Annotated in this window: 10 protein-coding genes; 1 reads left to right on the top strand and 9 read right to left on the bottom strand. The window is 62.1% G+C overall.

Annotation, left to right across the window (positions count from 1 at the left end; genetic code table 11):
- Positions 1-20 precede the first annotated feature (20 nt).
- The 7 genes from ACN22W_RS33915 to ACN22W_RS33945 all read right to left on the bottom strand — a co-directional run bounded on the left by ACN22W_RS33915 (position 21) and on the right by ACN22W_RS33945 (position 9,858).
- The gene (locus ACN22W_RS33915; RefSeq protein ID WP_419690430.1) at positions 21-1,172 is read right to left on the bottom strand and encodes an ABC transporter ATP-binding protein; all 1,152 of its coding nucleotides are present in this window, start codon (positions 1,170-1,172) and stop codon (positions 21-23) included.
- 44 nt (positions 1,173-1,216) lie between these two features.
- Positions 1,217-3,280, bottom strand: coding sequence for a hypothetical protein (locus ACN22W_RS33920; protein ID WP_419690431.1), 2,064 nt, complete (start codon positions 3,278-3,280; stop codon positions 1,217-1,219).
- A gap of 173 nt (positions 3,281-3,453) precedes the next feature.
- A complete protein-coding gene (locus ACN22W_RS33925) occupies positions 3,454-4,497 on the bottom strand; it encodes a LacI family DNA-binding transcriptional regulator (RefSeq protein WP_419690432.1) in 1,044 nt (347 codons plus the stop codon).
- 278 nt (positions 4,498-4,775) lie between these two features.
- Complete coding sequence (locus tag ACN22W_RS33930; protein WP_412026283.1) at positions 4,776-6,647, bottom strand: hypothetical protein; 1,872 nt, start codon at positions 6,645-6,647, stop codon at positions 4,776-4,778.
- Positions 6,648-7,179: 532 nt separating this feature from the next.
- Positions 7,180-7,680, bottom strand: a complete 501-nt coding sequence (locus ACN22W_RS33935; RefSeq protein ID WP_419690433.1) for a flavin reductase family protein — start codon at positions 7,678-7,680, stop codon at positions 7,180-7,182.
- 140 nt (positions 7,681-7,820) lie between these two features.
- On the bottom strand, positions 7,821-8,849 hold the full coding sequence (locus ACN22W_RS33940) for a methionine synthase (RefSeq protein WP_419690434.1): 1,029 nt from the start codon (positions 8,847-8,849) through the stop codon (positions 7,821-7,823).
- A 25-nt stretch (positions 8,850-8,874) separates the two neighbouring features.
- Entirely contained in the window at positions 8,875-9,858 is a 984-nt protein-coding gene (locus ACN22W_RS33945; protein WP_419690435.1) for a DUF1852 domain-containing protein, read from the bottom strand.
- Positions 9,859-10,188: 330 nt separating this feature from the next.
- Here ACN22W_RS33945 and ACN22W_RS33950 point away from each other — a divergent pair, with 330 nt between their 5' ends.
- Positions 10,189-11,097, top strand: coding sequence for a LysR family transcriptional regulator (locus tag ACN22W_RS33950; protein ID WP_419690436.1), 909 nt, complete (start codon positions 10,189-10,191; stop codon positions 11,095-11,097).
- 30 nt (positions 11,098-11,127) lie between these two features.
- On the opposite strand, the gene ACN22W_RS33955 is transcribed toward ACN22W_RS33950, so the two are convergent.
- Complete coding sequence (locus tag ACN22W_RS33955) at positions 11,128-11,289, bottom strand: hypothetical protein (RefSeq protein WP_419690437.1); 162 nt, start codon at positions 11,287-11,289, stop codon at positions 11,128-11,130.
- Between the two features lie 181 nt (positions 11,290-11,470).
- Positions 11,471-15,064 carry a YadA-like family protein gene (locus ACN22W_RS33960; protein ID WP_419690438.1) on the bottom strand — a complete coding sequence of 1,198 codons (3,594 nt, stop codon included), beginning with the start codon at positions 15,062-15,064 and terminating at the stop codon, positions 11,471-11,473.
- Positions 15,065-15,873 lie beyond the last annotated feature (809 nt).

The raw sequence follows: 15,873 nt of genomic DNA on the forward strand, positions 1-15,873 counted from the left end.
TTTCGTCGATTGCTTGCGGTTCACGCGTACGAGGCCAGCAGCGGCGCTTCCTCGTCGATGCAGCGCCGCAGTGCCTGCCCGCTGCGGTCGAACGCGTGCAACTTGTCGGCCGGCATGAACAGCGAAAGACGGTGGCCGGCACCGACGTTCGTCGTGCCGGGCAGCTTCGCGATCCACTGCTGCCCCGCCTCGTCGCCGTGCAGATAGACGTAGGTCGCTTCGCCGAGCCGCTCCTGCCAGGTCGCCTCGCGCACGAGATGCTGCCGCTCGCCGCCGAGCGCGAAATCTTCCGGGCGAATGCCGAGCGTGAGCGGTTCGCCGGGGCTCAAGCGGCGGGCATCGACGCAGGCCGACAGCACTTCGCCGCTCGCGAGACGCACGCGGGCCTGACGCTCGCCGGCGTCGACCAGTACGGCGTCGATGAAATTCATCTTCGGCGACCCGATGAACCCGGCGACGAAGCGATTGCGCGGATGGTGATAGAGCTCGAGCGGCGACCCGGCCTGCGCGAGACTGCCGTGCTGACGCGTCGCGTCGCCCGAATTGAGCAGCACGACGCGGTCGGCGAGCGTCATCGCCTCGACCTGGTCGTGCGTCACGTAGATCGTCGATACCCGGCCGATCTCGCGGTGAATGCGTGCAATCTCGTGGCGCGTCTGCACGCGCAACGCTGCGTCGAGATTGGACAGCGGTTCGTCGAACAGGAAAACGCCGGGCTCGCGCACGATCGCGCGTCCGATCGCGACACGCTGCCGCTGGCCACCCGACAGCGCCCGCGGCTTGCGATCGAGCAGGTGTTCGATCTGCAGCGCGCGTGCCGCCCCGAGCACCTTGTCGCGAATCGTCGCCTTGTCGACGCGCGCCAGCGTCAGGCCGAACGACAGGTTTTCATAGACGGTCATGTGCGGAAAGAGCGCGTAGCTCTGAAACACCATCGACACGCCGCGCCGCGCGGGCGGCACCTCGTTGATCCGCCGGTTGCCGATGAAGATCTCCCCGTCGGTGATGTCCTCGAGCCCGGCGATCATGCGCAGCAACGTCGATTTTCCGCAGCCCGATGCCCCCAGGAAGACGCAGAACTCGCCTTCGGCGATGTCGAGATCGACATCCCGCACGATCGGCAGACCGCTGCCGTATGCCTTCGACACGCCTCTCAGTACTACGCTTGCCATGCCAGTCTCCACGTGAATGTCTGGTTCGGATGCATGCCGCGTGCCTATTTCGAAACCTGTACGACCGCGGTGCCTTGCGGGGCGACCGTCACGTCGACGTAGGTATAGGTCGGTCCGCCGCTGCCTTCCGGCTGTTCGGTGTTCGCCGCGCGCGCCACGCCGTTGACGACGACGCTCGGGTAGACGCCCGCGAATCGCGCATGCCATGCATAGGACGTCCCGCCCGCCGGGTTCTCGTTGGCGAGCGTGCTGCGCGTGGTGCCGTCATGTCGTACGGTGACTTTCCCCGCGCCGATCGGGATGTGCGAGACCTGCAGCCAGGCCATGCCGGTGGCCGGCAGTTGCGACGTCGTGGTCAGCTTGCCGGCCGACGCGTCGGGTTCGACGCCAAGCAGCCCGGCAATCGCCTGTCCGACGAGCGTGAACGACACCTCCGGATAATCTCCGTTGACGAAGTTGTTGCCGTAACCGCCGTGGACGTCGTTGATGCGGTTGTACACGTATTGCATCCACGCCCACGCGGTGGTGCCGTCGTGAACCGCGAAGAATGCGTCCGGCAGATAGGTCACGGCTTCGAGGTTGGCGGGTGCCTGGCCGAGCGCGGTGGTGTTGAGCCATCCCATGTACTGGTCGCGGCGCGTGCCCGGGTTCATGATCCCCTTCATCGGCGGGAACCAGCTCATCTCGCCGCCCCACGCGATCGACTTGACTGCCGACGGGTCGTAGGAGCGCACCACATCGGTCGAGTCGGTGGACGACACCACGCTCCACGGCGCGTTGTAATAGGTCTTCAGGTCGCCGGCCCGGGTCGCATAGGTGTTCGCCGTCGTCGTATCGCCGGCCGCCGTCGCAAGCTGCTGCATCGCGACGTACGCGCGGTACTGGCTGGACAGCGCGTCGGCCGCCTCGACCGGATTGCCCGGTGCGCCTTCGTTGTAGCTCGCCACGCCGGCCCAGATGTCGGCGCCGCTTTCCTGCGCGACCTTGACCTGCCGGCCGTTGGCCGTGCCGTCGACGAGCGGCCCGTAGTGCGCGTCGACGAACGCACCCGCGGTGTTCGCGACGAACGCATAGAACGGCCCGCCCGATGCCGCGTAATCGGCGTCGCCGGTCCAGTGGTAGCCGTCCGCGATACGCTGCGCGAGCTCGAACGGTGCCGGCAGCTCCCGCACGAACGACGTATCGCTCGAATAGTCGGTGAGGCCGATGGAGCCGTCGAAGTTCAGCGCCCAGACCGGGTAGCCGCCGCGCGCCGTGTTCGCGGTCGCGGCGAACGCGGCCAGCATCGCCTTGTTCTGCGCGTCCAGCCCCAGCATGTGCGCACCGACGAACTGATGCGCGAAATCGCGCGCGTAGTAGTAGGAGCGGAATGGATAGCCGGCCCAGTAGGACGGCGCGTAGGTCGCGACGCCCTGCCCGCTCGGATGCGATTCGTCCTGGTTGGTCACGCCGGTCGTGCAGGCCGAACGCGTCCACGAATTCGCCTTGACCTTTGCCCAGTTGAACAGCGCGACGACGGCCGTGTTGTCCGACGACAGCTGCGGATCGTTGGGGGCGGAAGGGACGACCTCGATATCGTCGACATTGATCCACGCGCGCCCGCTCGACGACGTGAAAACGATCGTCACGGCCTGATTCGCGGCCACGGCAACATGCGGGAGGGTGTACTTGATGTAGTTCGAATTCGCGATCGTCGACGGCAGCGTGACGCTTTGAACGGTCTGGCCGGCCACCTGAACGGAGAAGGTGCCCCCCGTGCCGTTCGCGGACGTGGCGATCCAGGCGGAGAGATCGAAGTTGCCCGCGACGGGCGCCGTCACGGTCTGGGACACCGAGTAGCCGTCCCCGCCGTTCAGGAATGCGGCGCGCCCGCCGCCATGCGGATTGTTCGACGCACATCCGGCGCCGGACGTGACCGTCCATGACGCCGGGCACGCATAACCGGTTGCCCCCGCGGATTCGAAACCCGGATCGCCGAACTGCAGACTCTGAAAGTTGGCCGGGCATGCGGCGTGCGCCCATCCGGCACCTTGAAGAACGGCGGCACACAGCATCGCCGCGTGGATTTTGCGCTGCGCGAGCGCACCTTTCCGATTGTCTCGTCTCATGATTTTTCCAATCCTTTTTTATGTTCGCATTCCTGATTACTTTCCTGGCATTCTCCGTACGCTTTCCGCCTCGCACTGCTTGTCCGTCGATTGCTTGTGTCGTGCCCGACGATCGCTCGCCGGGCGCATCCGTGACGTGACGACGTGGTCTTTGTCGCGAGGCGGGCGCGCTGCTACGTCTTCCGGTTCGCGCCGCAGGATTGCCGGACGATCAGTGGCGCGAGATCGCGGGTATGCAGCCCGTCGGGCGAATCGCCGGAAATGATGCCGAGCAGCGTGGCCGCCGCATCGCGACCCTCCTGGAACGGTTCGGTGCGGACGGTCGTCAGCGCTGGCGTCGCGAACGCCGCCAGCGGAATGTCGTCGTAGCCGACGATCGCGATGTCCTCCGGAATGCGCAACCCGGCTTCGCGAATCGCCGCCATCGCACCGAACGCGATCGTGTCGTTTCCGGCGAACAGCGCCGTCATGGGCGGCGAACCGGCGAGCATGGCGCGCATCGCGTCATAACCGCTCTGCGAACTGTAGTCGGCGAAGGCAATCCATTCGGGCCGCACGTCCACGTGATGCGTCGCCATCGCTTGCCGGAAACCGTCCAGACGATCGCGGACGACCTGATAGTCCTCCGACGCAAAGCCGATATGCGCGATCCGCTCGTGACCGAGCCCCAGCAGGTGTTCCGTTGCCTGCTGCGCGGCCGCGCGGTTGTCGACGCCGATCGCACACACGGTACGCTGCTCGGCGAGGTTCGAACCGAACACGACGAGCGGGAAGCCCTTCTCGGCCAGTTCATGCAGGTGTCCTTCGTCGAGACGTCGCGGATTCAGGACAGCCAGTCCGTCGATGCGCCCGCTGTCCACGAGGTCGAGGAACGCGCCGGGGCGGTCGGTCTCCTGCACGGGTTCGAGCATGACCTTGTAGCCGTGCGCATGGCACGCGACGCTGAGGCCGGCGAGAAAGCGCGGAAGATAGGCGTCGACGTCGACATGCACGTGATCGCCATGCGGCATCAGGAGCGCGATCGTTTTCGTGGAGCCGCTGGCGAGCGATCGGGCCATCGCGTTCGGCACATAACCGAGCTGCCGCGCGGCCATCATCACGCGCTCGCGCGTTTCCTCGCTGATCCCCATGCCGGTTACGCCATTCAGCACGAACGACACCGTCGTGCGCGACACGCCGGCAAGCTGGGCGACCTGGGTACTGGTTACGCGACTCACGACGCCATACTCCTGATTCGATTTAGTTACAGACTGGAAGGCTGGCGCAGGCAATCCCCGCCCCAGGTTGATCGTCGACCCCAATATACCCGAGGCAACCAGCACCCTCGTCGCAGCGCGCCGAACCACCATCTAACGCGGTTTAGTATAGAGGCGGCACGCAACAGGTCAAGGAAACGAAATTGAGTGAATACCCTTAGGCCGGCGCATGACTGCCGCGCCGGTCAGCCGGCGCGACGTGCGCATGCGCCGTGCATCCGCACGCGCTCCGGACCGCTTCAGGAGGACAGCGTGACCGCCATTTTCGTCACGCTCCAGTTCGGATCGCCGGTGCTCATCCAGATCCCCGAGCCGTCGCTGCCGCCGCAGGTCGGCACCCCGTTCGAATCGGATGTCAGCGCGTAGTACCCCGTCGATTGCGTGCCATTGGACCAGGTCTGCACGACCTTGCATTGCGTATTGCTGCCCTTCGACGGGAACTTCACGAGCCAGTGGAATCCGCTGACCGGCTGGGCGACGGGATCGGAATCGTAGGTGAAATCCGTCTCGATCGTGCCGTTCGCCGTCATCGTCTGCGCAATGCCCGCCTTGACCGTGATCGTGTTGCCCGCGTCATGGAAGTACAACGGGATGTTGTTGACGGCGACGCTGTTGCCGGCCTGGAACGACGACGGCAATCGGGCGAGCGTGACGAGCTTCTTGTTGGGTGCGTCGAAATCGAGACCCAGCACCTTCGTGATCACGTCGGAGATCATTGCGAACGCAACTTCGGGATAGCCCGTGACGCCTGCACCGGATTCCCACGACGCCAGCCGCGTCAGCCATTTCCATGCCGTATCCGGCTGGTTCGCGTTGTAGAACGCCGTCGGCAGATAGGTATGCGACTCGATGCCCGGGTACGAGAGGCCGTGTGCCTGATAGAGCGCCTCCGACTGGGTGTCGACGTAGTTCGCCTGGTTCGTCAGTTTCCCCGCATCGGTAATCACGCCCTTGTAGAGCGGGAAGAGATTCGGCTCCTGCGCGTAGTAGTCGTAGTACTGCAGGCTCTGGTAATTCGACGCGTTGTAGGTCGTGCTCGTCGTGCCGACGAGCCCCACCGAGAAATGCTGCACGGCCGGCAGATACCAGTCGCCGTTGAAACTCGTCGACAGCGTGCCGAACCGGGTCGTCACGTTGGTCGCATCGCCTTGCGCGAGCAGCGACGGATACGCGGAAATCTCGCGGTAATAGGCAATCTCGCTTGCCGCCATATCGCCGCCCAGCAGGATCACGAGATTGCTCGGGAGGTTGTTGCCGCGGTCATACACGAACTCGTTGTAGGTCGCCGCCTCGCCGTTGGTCTGGGCCCGCGCCATCCGGAAACCCTCGGCGTTGATGTAGCTGTTGTTGCTGACGTTGGTAAAGCCGTTGTTGAGGTTGTTCGTATAGTTCGTGAAATCCGCACCCAGATAGCGGCTGTCCGCGGTCAACCGGTACATCCTCGCAATGTTCTCGCCGATCTCGAACGGCGCCGGCGATTCGTCGTTCTGCTCGTACACCGTGCCGTTCGCGCCGATGGCCCAGTAAGGCGCCATCGCGCCGCCGTTGTCGTGCATCAGCTTCACGAAGTGATCGGCCATCTGGTAGTTCTGTTCGTAGAAGCCGAGGTAGTACGCGCCGGTCGCCTGGTGGACATAGTCCCGCGAATAGTAGGCGCAACGATTCTGCAGACCCGCGAGATAACCCGGCTGCAGGTCCTGGGCCGACGACGGGCAACGCACGTCGCTCGATGCGCTCGGCCAGCCGAGGCCGGCCGGCTGCGGCGTGCTGAAGAAGCTCCAGTTGTCGGCCACGAAGTTCAGCTTGCGGGCTTCGACGACCGCCTGGTTGAATGCCGTGGCCAATGCCGCGGCGGAATTCGCGGAATCGGAACTGCTGGCATGCGCCGTCAGTTCGCCATTGTCGACCGCAACCGCGGCATTCAGCGCCGCGACGGAACGCGCAACCGGATTGTCCGATTGCCCGTTGCATCCGAACAGGAACACGCTCGCGGCAACGGCCGCCAGCACGCGCAGCCGATGGGGCGCGGTTCCGCCATCGGCGCCCGGACCGCTTGCAAAGCGCTTGAGATTCATGCGCGCACCCGCGCGCCCCGTTGAACGGACATCCATCGTGAGTCTCCTTGCGTAGTTGACAAGCGCAATCCGGCGCTCCCGGTACGGCTCACCTTCTCCTCCGCTCATCCACGGAGAATGATTTGCAGTTCGAATCAAAACGACGGCATGAGCCGGTGCCGGAAACGACACGCTCGCACTGTCTACACATGCCGGAGCAATATCGAGCCGAACTCCGATGCAGGATACTAACTCGTGTTAGTTGTGAGGCGAAATAAAAGCTCCGGTCCACAATGTGCACATTCATGCGCGATGAGCAGCAACGACGCAGGATGTTGTCGACCTGGAGCTTCAGCAACTAATGCGTGTTAGTTTAGTGTCTCGCGTGATCAAGTCAAGGTGATCCGTGCCTAGGGGTTTCCCTAGGCGCCGGTCGGTCGGGCCCATCGGTGCTCGCACGTCAGGAACCGATCCGCGGTCCGCAATCTTCGAGACGCGTCAAACGTCAATGGCCCGAGGCCAACACAGTGACCTCGGGCCACGAATTCCGCAGCGCGGGCGCCCAGCCGCGGAAAGCGCTCAAACCGCGCTATGCGCCGGCGATGTTGCAGTACTGTCCTCTGAAGTACAGCAACGGCTGCGTAGCGGCCGTTGCTTGCAGATCCAATGCTTTCACCTCACCGATCACGATCAGGTGGTCGCCCGCGGCATGCTCGGCATAAATTTCGCAATCGAGCCAGTGAAGGCTCCCGGCGATGATCGGGTTGCCCAGCGGCGATTCCTGCCAATCGACGCCGTGCCACTTGTCCGTGCCTCGTCGGGCGAATTGGTTGGAAATCCCGACTTGCTCGTCCGACAGGATGTTGACGACGAATCGACCTGCCTGGCGAATTTTCGGATAGCTGGCCGAACCGGACATGACGCTGAACGACACCAGCGGCGGGCTCATCGACACGCTATGGAAAGACTGGCAAGTGAAGCCGATCGGCTCGCCATCGACGTGTGATGCAATCACCGTGATACCGGATGCGTAATGCCCGAGCGATTCGCGAAAGCTCATAGGCTCGATGGCCGTGCTGGAAAGTGACATGGTAGATACCGAATACTGGGTGCGGCTCGGAGATGTCGAGGCGGCTTATTCCGACAGATTCAGGGAGCCATTTCAACGCACTCCCCGATGTCCACGCGGCCTTCGATTCCCCGAGCACGACGTCCGACTTCAGCGCGGAACTAGTTCGAGAGTTCTTGTCGGACGATTTCCGCGCCCGCGCTCAAGGCACTCAGCTTGCCTCTCGCGATGGCGCGCGACAACGGAGCCATGCCGCAGTTGGTGCAAGGATAGAGCTTGTCGGCATCCACGAACTGAAGGGCTTTTCGCAACGTGCCGGCGACTTCCTCGGGGGTTTCAATGGTATCGCTGGCTACATCGATGGCCCCCACCATCACCTTCTTGCCTCGAATGAGCTCGATCAGCTCCATCGGAACGTGAGAGTTGTGACATTCCAGCGAAACCATCCCGATACTGGATTTTTGCAGTTTGGGGAAGGCTTCCTCGTATTGCCGCCACTCCGACCCCAGCGTCTTCTTCCAGTCCGTATTGGCCTTGATGCCATAGCCGTAGCAGATATGCACGGCGGTTTCGCACTTGAGACCTTCAATCGCCCTCTCCAGGGTCGCGACGCCCCAGTCGTTCACCTCATCGAAGAAAACATTGAATGCGGGCTCGTCGAATTGAATGATATCGACGCCGGCGGCCTCCAGCTCCCTGGCTTCCTCGTTCAGGATCTTCGCGAACTCCCAGGCCAGTTTTTCGCGACTCTTGTAATGATCGTCGTAAAGCGTATCGATCATGGTCATCGGGCCCGGCAAAGCCCATTTGATGGGCTGCCGGGTCTGCTGGCGCAAGAACCTGGCATCGTCAACGAAAACCGGCTTTTGCCGGGCAACCGCATCAACGACCGTCGGCACGCTCGCATCGTAGCGATCGCGAATCCGAACGGTCTTGCGATTCTGAAAATCAACGCCGCTGAGGTGTTCGATGAACGTGGTCACGAAATGCTGGCGCGTTTGCTCGCCGTCACTGACGATATCGATGCCTGCATGTTGCTGCTCTTGCAACGACAAACGCAAGGCATCCTGCTTACCCTCGATCAATCCCTCGTCCTGCAATTTCCACGGCGACCAAAGGGTCTCGGGTTGCGCGAGCCACGAGGGTTTAGGCAAGCTGCCAGCGGTTGAAGTGGGTAGCAATTTTTTCACGGTAGACGGTCTTGCGTTTTGTTAGTCAAAGAGCGTAGTCGGCGGACCACTGTTCAAGAATGGCCTGGTATGGCTTGATGAATTGGTCCTCGACAAACCTTCCCTGCTCGACAGCCAGCCGGCTACGTTCTTCCCGGTCGTAAACAATTCGAGTCAACGAAAAATCCTGATGCTTCAAACTGGGTTGATAGGATTTTCCCGCCGGGGAATTCGCATTGTAAATTTCCGGCCGGTAAATCTTCTGGAAGGTATCCATCGTGCTGATGGTACCGATAAGCTCAAGATCGGTGTAATCAGCAAGCAAATCCCCGGTAAAATAAAAAGCCAAAGGCGCAACGCTGTTCGGGGGCATGAAGTAGCGAACCTTCAAACCCATTTTTTCGAAATATTCGTCAGTCAAGGAATATTCGTCCTGCCGATACTCGACACCCAATACCGGGTGCCGATTGGCAGTCTGGTGATAAGTCTTGCTACTCGAAACGCTCAGGCATATAACGGGCGGCTTGGCGAAATTATCCCTGTAAGCACTGGAATTCACGAAGCACTTGAACAGCTTTCCATGCAGGTCGCCAAAGCCGTCTGGCGTACTGAATCCAGGCCGATCCTTGTTATGCTCCAGCAATACCACGCTGAAGTCATAATCCCGCACATAAGAGGAAAAATTATTTCCAGCAATACCCTCAATGCGCTCGCCTGTTTTTCTATCGAGAATATTGGTTTTTAATATCTCGATCAAAGGAAGCGCATTAGCACCGCCCTCCCCTTCGATATTCATTTCAACGGAAATAATTTCAAGCGTGACGGCATAACGATTGCCCTCGGGATTATCCCAATGCGCCAGCGAATTGAAACGATTGTCAATCATCGCGAGCGTGTTGCGCAAGTTCTCCTGGCGACTCTCTCCTCTGGCCAGGTTGGCAAAATTGGTCGTGATACGCGTGTTTTCGGAAGGCTGGTAGTCTTCATCGAAACAGATGCTGTTAATGGCAAATGTAAATTCTTGATTCATTGCGATCTCGCACCCTGGTTTCTGAAATAAGCTGCGCTTGCGCTTTGCTTTCCAATGCTTCCCGCCTTTCTTCTCCGGCTTTTACTCGGCAGCCTCATCGGCATCGACATTCCGGACGAACTTGACGTCGAGCCACGGTCGACCATGCATGAACCGATTTCATACAACCATTAATCATGTTCATGACGCGGTGTACGCGGATCTGCGTGGTGACCATGTGCCGCGTGTTAATCGGAAGAAAAGTAACTGGCAGCGATGATATAGTTCCCGTTGCATGAATAAAAATGGATTTATTTCATGCAAACATTAAAATTGTTCATGGAGTGAGCGATGCTGGATCGCAGTCATCTGATGGTCGTGCGGGAAGTGGAGCGGCAGGGTTCGCTCACGGCCGCCGCCGATACGCTCAATCTCACGCAGTCGGCGCTCAGTCATGCGGTGAAGAAGCTCGAGCAGCAGCTCGGTACGCCGGTGTGGACGCGCGAGGGACGTTCCATGCGGCTCACGCAGGCCGGACAGTACCTGCTGAGCCTCGCGAACCGGTTGCTGCCGCAGTTCGAACTCGCCGAAACGCGCATGAAGCAATACGCGCAGGGCGAGCGCGGCACGTTGCGAATCGGCATGGAATGCGCGCCGTGCTACCAATGGCTGCTGAAGGTGGTGTCGCCGTATCTCGCGCGCTGGCCGGATGTCGACGTCGACGTGAAGCAGCGCTTCCAGTTCGGCGGCATCGGCGCGTTGATCGGCCATGAAATCGACGTGCTCGTGACGCCCGACCCGCTCAAGAAGCCCGAGCTGCATTTTCAGCCGGTGTTCGATTACGAGCAGGTGCTGGTGGTCGGCGACAACCACGCGCTGGCCGGAGAAGCGTATGTCACGCCGGAGCAGTTGCAGCATGAGGTGCTGATCACGTATCCCGTCGAAACGGACCGGCTCGATATCTACACGCAGTTCCTCACGCCCGCGAACATGGTGCCGAAGCGCCACAAGGTGATCGAGACGACCGACATCATGCTGCAGATGGTGGCGAGCGGCCGTGGCGTGGCGGCGTTACCTCGCTGGCTCGCGGAAGAATACGCGGGATGGATGCCGCTCACGCCCGTGCAACTGGGAGAGAAGGGTATTGCGAAGCAGATTTTCCTCGGCACGCGCAAGGCCGATGACGACATCGATTATCTTGCGGCGTTTGTGAAGGCTGCGCGGGAGTGGAAATGGGCGGAAGCGAAGATGCGAGACTAGTCTTGCATCGAGGCTGGCGCTCAACGCGCATCAGCAGCAGGTCGCGCGATACGCGGCAGTGATGGCTTGAGATAAAGCGACGATCACCAACTCCAACGAACGCACATCCCAGCCCTTGCCGGGCGGCCAGCCCAACCGGATCTCCGTACACCAGGAACGGAACGCGTTCGCCGCTTTCACGGCGAACGTCACGAATTGCGTGTCGGGTCACGCCAGGCTCCAGTCGACGAACGGAGCCCATTGCTTACCGACTACGCACGTTCCGCCAAGATCGAAAAATGCGTAAACGAAAAAAGACCCGAAAATCCGGGCTAAATCACTGATTTAGCCAGAAAATTCGAGTCCATTCCTACACCAGGAACTCACGTTCCTCCTAGAACTGATAACCCGCGCCGACCACCGCGCCGAAGTCCGAGCGGGTGTTGCCCGTCACCGACGCCTTGACGACCCAGCGGTTGCTCTCCGTCACGTACGAGTACCCTGCCGCGAAGCCCTGCTGGCCGTGATAGTTCGAGGTCGCCGCCGACACCATCGAGCGACCCGCGCCCGTCGGTTGCGGCAGGCCGGCCACCGCCATCGCCGACGCGACGCCGCCGTACATGTCCTTCTTCAGGTCGTTGAACGAGTTGTACACCTGCCCGATGCGTTGGTCGGTGTAGTTCTTCGCCTGCGTCGAAGCGGACGTGAGGTTGTCGTTCAGCTGCTGCACGTTCACCGCGTCGGTCGGCGCCGTCCCGGCCGCGACGTTCGTGATCTGGCGCTCGCTGCCCTTCGCGCCGACCGAGAACGAATTGTCGCGATCGGCGACCGAGCCCTGACCGACCGCCACCGCGTTCTTGCCGGTTGCGGTCGCCGTCGACCCGATCGCACCCGCATCGGCACGCGCGATCCACGTCGTGTTCGCGTCGGTTACCGCCGCGCGGATCTGGTCGTTGGCTGCCACGTTCTTCAACGCATTGTTGAACTGGCCAACGTTGACCGCATCGTTGTCGTTCACGCCCGCCGCGACGCCGGTCAGCGTGCGGTCGCCCGCCGTGCCGGAGAAGTTCACGCTGGTGCCGCCGGTGCCCTTCCCGACCGTGATCGCGCCGTTCGGATCCTGCTGCTGCACGAGGCCGGCCTTGCCGTTCGCGATGTTGGTCACGTTCCCCTGCAGGTTCGAGATGTCGGTCGTGTTCTTCGAGACCTGCTGGTTGGTCGCGTAGAGCTGCGAGCCGTTCACCGCGTCCGTGCTGGTCGCGCTGAGCGTGCCTGCCTGCACGTTGGTGATGCGCGTGCCGCCGGCACCGCCGAGCGTGATCGTGCTCTTCGAGCTGTCGTCGTACTGCACCGCGAGCGCGCCGAGCTGGTTGAGGTTCGACTGCACGTCCTTCAGCTGCTTCACGTTCACCGCATCGGTATCGCTGGTGCCCGCGGCGACGTTCTTGAGCACGACCGCCGAGTTCGCGTCGCCGCCGACGAGCGACACCGAATTCAACCGGTTGCCGTTCGTGTCGACGTCGTACTTGACGACGTTCTTCACGGCTTCGCCGGTCTGGTTCGACACCTGCGTGATCTGCTGCTGCAGATCGGACTTCACGCCCGACAACTGGCCGCCGTTGACGGCGTCCGTGCTGCCCGCGGCGACGTTGCCGTCGGCCACGTTCGTCAGCTTCGTCGGGGCGCCGCCGCGCGCCGCGCTGTACGCACCGAGTTTCGGGTCGAACTGCAGCGCGTCCTGCTGCAGCCCGGCGATCGCGGCGGTATTGCCGGCGATGTTCGTTTCCGCATTGCCGAGGCGGGTTTCGTGATTCTCGAGCGTCGTCGTGTTGCTGCCGACCCGGCCGTCGAGGTTCGTCAGCGCGTCGCCGACATTGTTGAACGAGCCGCCGCCGACCTTGTAGGACGGTGCGCTGATCGAGCCGTCCGGGTTCGCCGTCGCGCCGCCGCCCAGTGCGGCCGCGGTGCCGTCGATCGCGCGGCGCAATTGCGCGCCGTTCACCGCGTCCGTGCTGCCGGACGCCACGTTGCCTTCCGCGACGTTGGTCACGCGCACCGGGCTCCCGCCGTTGCCCGCGCCGAGCGACACCTGCCGCTTGCTCGCATCGTCGTACTTCACGGCCAGCGCATCGAGCTGGCTCGTGCCGTTCTGAACCGCCGCGGTCAACTGGTCGACGTTGACTGCATCCGTGCCTTTCTTGCCGGCCGCGACGTTGCTGATCAGCTGCGGGCCGTTGCCGCCGTGGCTCGCATCGTAGGCGCCGAGGCTCGGGTTCCACTGGAGCGCGTCCTGCTGGAGCGCGGCGATGTTGCCCGTATTCGTCGTCACCTGGTTGCCGAGCGTGGTAATCGACTGGTTGAGCGTGCTGGTCGCCTTGCCGAGCTGGCCCACGTTCACGGCGTCGCCCGCGGCAATGCCGTCCGCGACGTTGTGCAGGGCGACCGGCGCCGGCGCGCCCGTGCCGCCGAGCGTGACGCCGCTGTGCGCGTCGTCGTCGTACTGCACGGCGTTCTTCGTTGCAGCGCCGATCTGGCTGGTGATCGACGTGCTCAGGTTGCCGAGCGTCGTGCTGAGGTTGTTCGTCACGCTCGTGCTGAGCGATGCCAGGCCGCCGTTCAGTTGCCCGACGTTGACGGCATCGTGCACGTCCTTGCCGTCCGCGACATTGTGCAGCGTGGTGCCGTTGGGGCCGGCGAAGGTCACCGAGTCGAACCCGCTCGGGCCGTCGTACTTCACGTTGCGCGTATCGGCCGCCTGCAGGCTGCCGATGTTCGATGCCGCCGTGCTCAGCGACGCATTGATGCCGGTAACACTGCCCTGCAGGTTCGTGATGTTCGAGGCCGCCGTCGAGATCGACGTCTGCAGCGGCGCGACACTGCCCTTCAACTGGCCGACGTTGACCGCATCGGTATCGGCGACACCGGCCGCGAGCCCGCCGATCGTGGTGCCGTTGCTGCCGTCGAGCGCGATCGCCGCGTGCGAAGCGTCGGTGTATTTCACGACGTTCTGCGTGGCCGTCACGATGCTCGTGCTGAGGCTGTTGCCCACATTGGTCACGCGCTGGTCGACGTTCGAGATCGTGGTCGACAGCGAGTTTCCAACCGACGTCACGCGCGCATCGACGTTGCCGATGCCGGTGCTGAGCGTGCTGTTCACGTTCTTCAGCTGCTGGACGTTGACGGCGTCCGTATCGGCCGCCCCCGCCGCGACGTTCTTGAGCTGCCGTTCCTTGCCGAGCGCGCCGAACGACACCGCGCCGCCGACCGGTGCGGCCGTACCGCCGAACACCGGCGTGCCGCCGTTGTTCGCGCCGACGCTGCCCGAGCCGACCGCGACCTGGTTGTTGTCGTTCGTCTGCGCGCCCGCCCCGATCGCCACGGATTGCGTGCCGCCGGCGCGTGTCTGCGTCGCGGCGTCATACGCAGCGCCGCTCGAGACGCCGTCGCTCGACGTCGGATTCGCGCCGCCGATCGCGATCGAGCGATCGCCGCTGGCCAGTGCCGAGTGACCGAGCGCGATCGAGCTGGTGCCGTGCGCATCGGCGACGTTGCCGATCGCCATCGAGAAATCGCCGATCGCGGCGGACTGACGACCGACCGCCAGCGCCGTATTGCCTTGCGCCACCGCCACCGTGCCGATCGCGGTGGACGAGTTCGCCAGCGCCTGCGAACCGACACCGATCGCGATCGCGCCGCCGCTGCTGGTGCCGCCGTTGCTGCTCGCGTTCGACTGGTCGCCGATCGCGATGCCGCTGGTGCCGGCCTTCGCATTCGTCCCCTGCGTCACGTTCGCGGTACTCACCGCCACGAAACTCCCGCTCTTCGTTGCGACGCAGAGCGGGTTCGTCCCGTCGATGCACTGACCGTTCAACGCGTTGTCCGGGTTGCCGCGATCGACGAAATTGTCCGCATGCGCGGCTCCCGCGATCAGGACACCGGCACCCGTGAACATGGCGGCGGCGAGCGCCGAAATCTGCTTCCTCTTCATGGTCTTTTGCTCCGTTTTGTAGCGTCTGAATTGAATTTGGACTACTTACTTTTATCGACAGCTTCGACTTCGATTTCGATTGCGACTTCCGTGCGGAACCTGATTCCGATGTCCGGTTCGGCCTTGTCGAAAGCAGCACGTATCGGCCGTCCGTATCGACAGGGCGTTCGAAGGCCCGGGCACGTCGTTCGTTTGACGGCCCGTTCCGTTAATTCGACTACTCAATTAGCAATGCAGATTGTTATTTATGGACGAGCTATCCCCTGACTGAATCCGGAGATTCAACCCGCCGTTATAAACAACCCTGATTCGATGCCGCGCCGACCGCGACCCATCCCGTTTCTTTTAATTCATCTCGGCAGCATCAATTGATGCTTCGGACCTGGGTCACGCAACGTCCGTCACGATTCGCCGTGCCTTCCGTTTTCCTGCATCACCCCTCGTTCAAGTCGGACGAATTATGAGACACGATCTAAAATTATTGAAGGCAACATTCTTTATAGATTGTAAAATTCAATATATCCAATGAGTTACGTAAAATATAGATATCTCGCAAACGTTTTACACCCATCGCGATTAATCCAAATGTTTTTAGAAGCGGATAAATACTTTGCCGAAGCGGATTCAAATTAAATGCCATCAAACAAATCGCCGCCGGAAAACCGCCCTACCGTGCGATTCCGCACGAAACACACACGCAAGTCACGGGTATTGACCAACATCAACGACCGACACTTCAGACGCGATCCGCAGCATTTGGCGAATAATCGTTGAAACGGAATGAAGGGAATAGAGCCGACCCATCTGGC

The sequence above is a fragment of the Burkholderia theae genome, assembly GCF_048565265.1.
GTDB lineage: Bacteria > Pseudomonadota > Gammaproteobacteria > Burkholderiales > Burkholderiaceae > Burkholderia > Burkholderia theae.

What these genes read in the sequence shown, in the direction of transcription:
- ACN22W_RS33915 (WP_419690430.1), bottom strand. Translation starts at nt 1,172, where the DNA reads ATGGCAAGCGTAGTACTGAGAGGCGTGTCGAAGGCATACGGCAGCGGT.
- ACN22W_RS33920 (WP_419690431.1), bottom strand. Translation starts at nt 3,280, where the DNA reads ATGAGACGAGACAATCGGAAAGGTGCGCTCGCGCAGCGCAAAATCCAC.
- ACN22W_RS33930 (WP_412026283.1), bottom strand. Translation starts at nt 6,647, where the DNA reads ATGGATGTCCGTTCAACGGGGCGCGCGGGTGCGCGCATGAATCTCAAG.
- ACN22W_RS33935 (WP_419690433.1), bottom strand. Translation starts at nt 7,680, where the DNA reads ATGTCACTTTCCAGCACGGCCATCGAGCCTATGAGCTTTCGCGAATCG.
- ACN22W_RS33945 (WP_419690435.1), bottom strand. Translation starts at nt 9,858, where the DNA reads ATGAATCAAGAATTTACATTTGCCATTAACAGCATCTGTTTCGATGAA.
- ACN22W_RS33950 (WP_419690436.1), top strand. Translation starts at nt 10,189, where the DNA reads ATGCTGGATCGCAGTCATCTGATGGTCGTGCGGGAAGTGGAGCGGCAG.
- ACN22W_RS33960 (WP_419690438.1), bottom strand. Translation starts at nt 15,064, where the DNA reads ATGAAGAGGAAGCAGATTTCGGCGCTCGCCGCCGCCATGTTCACGGGT.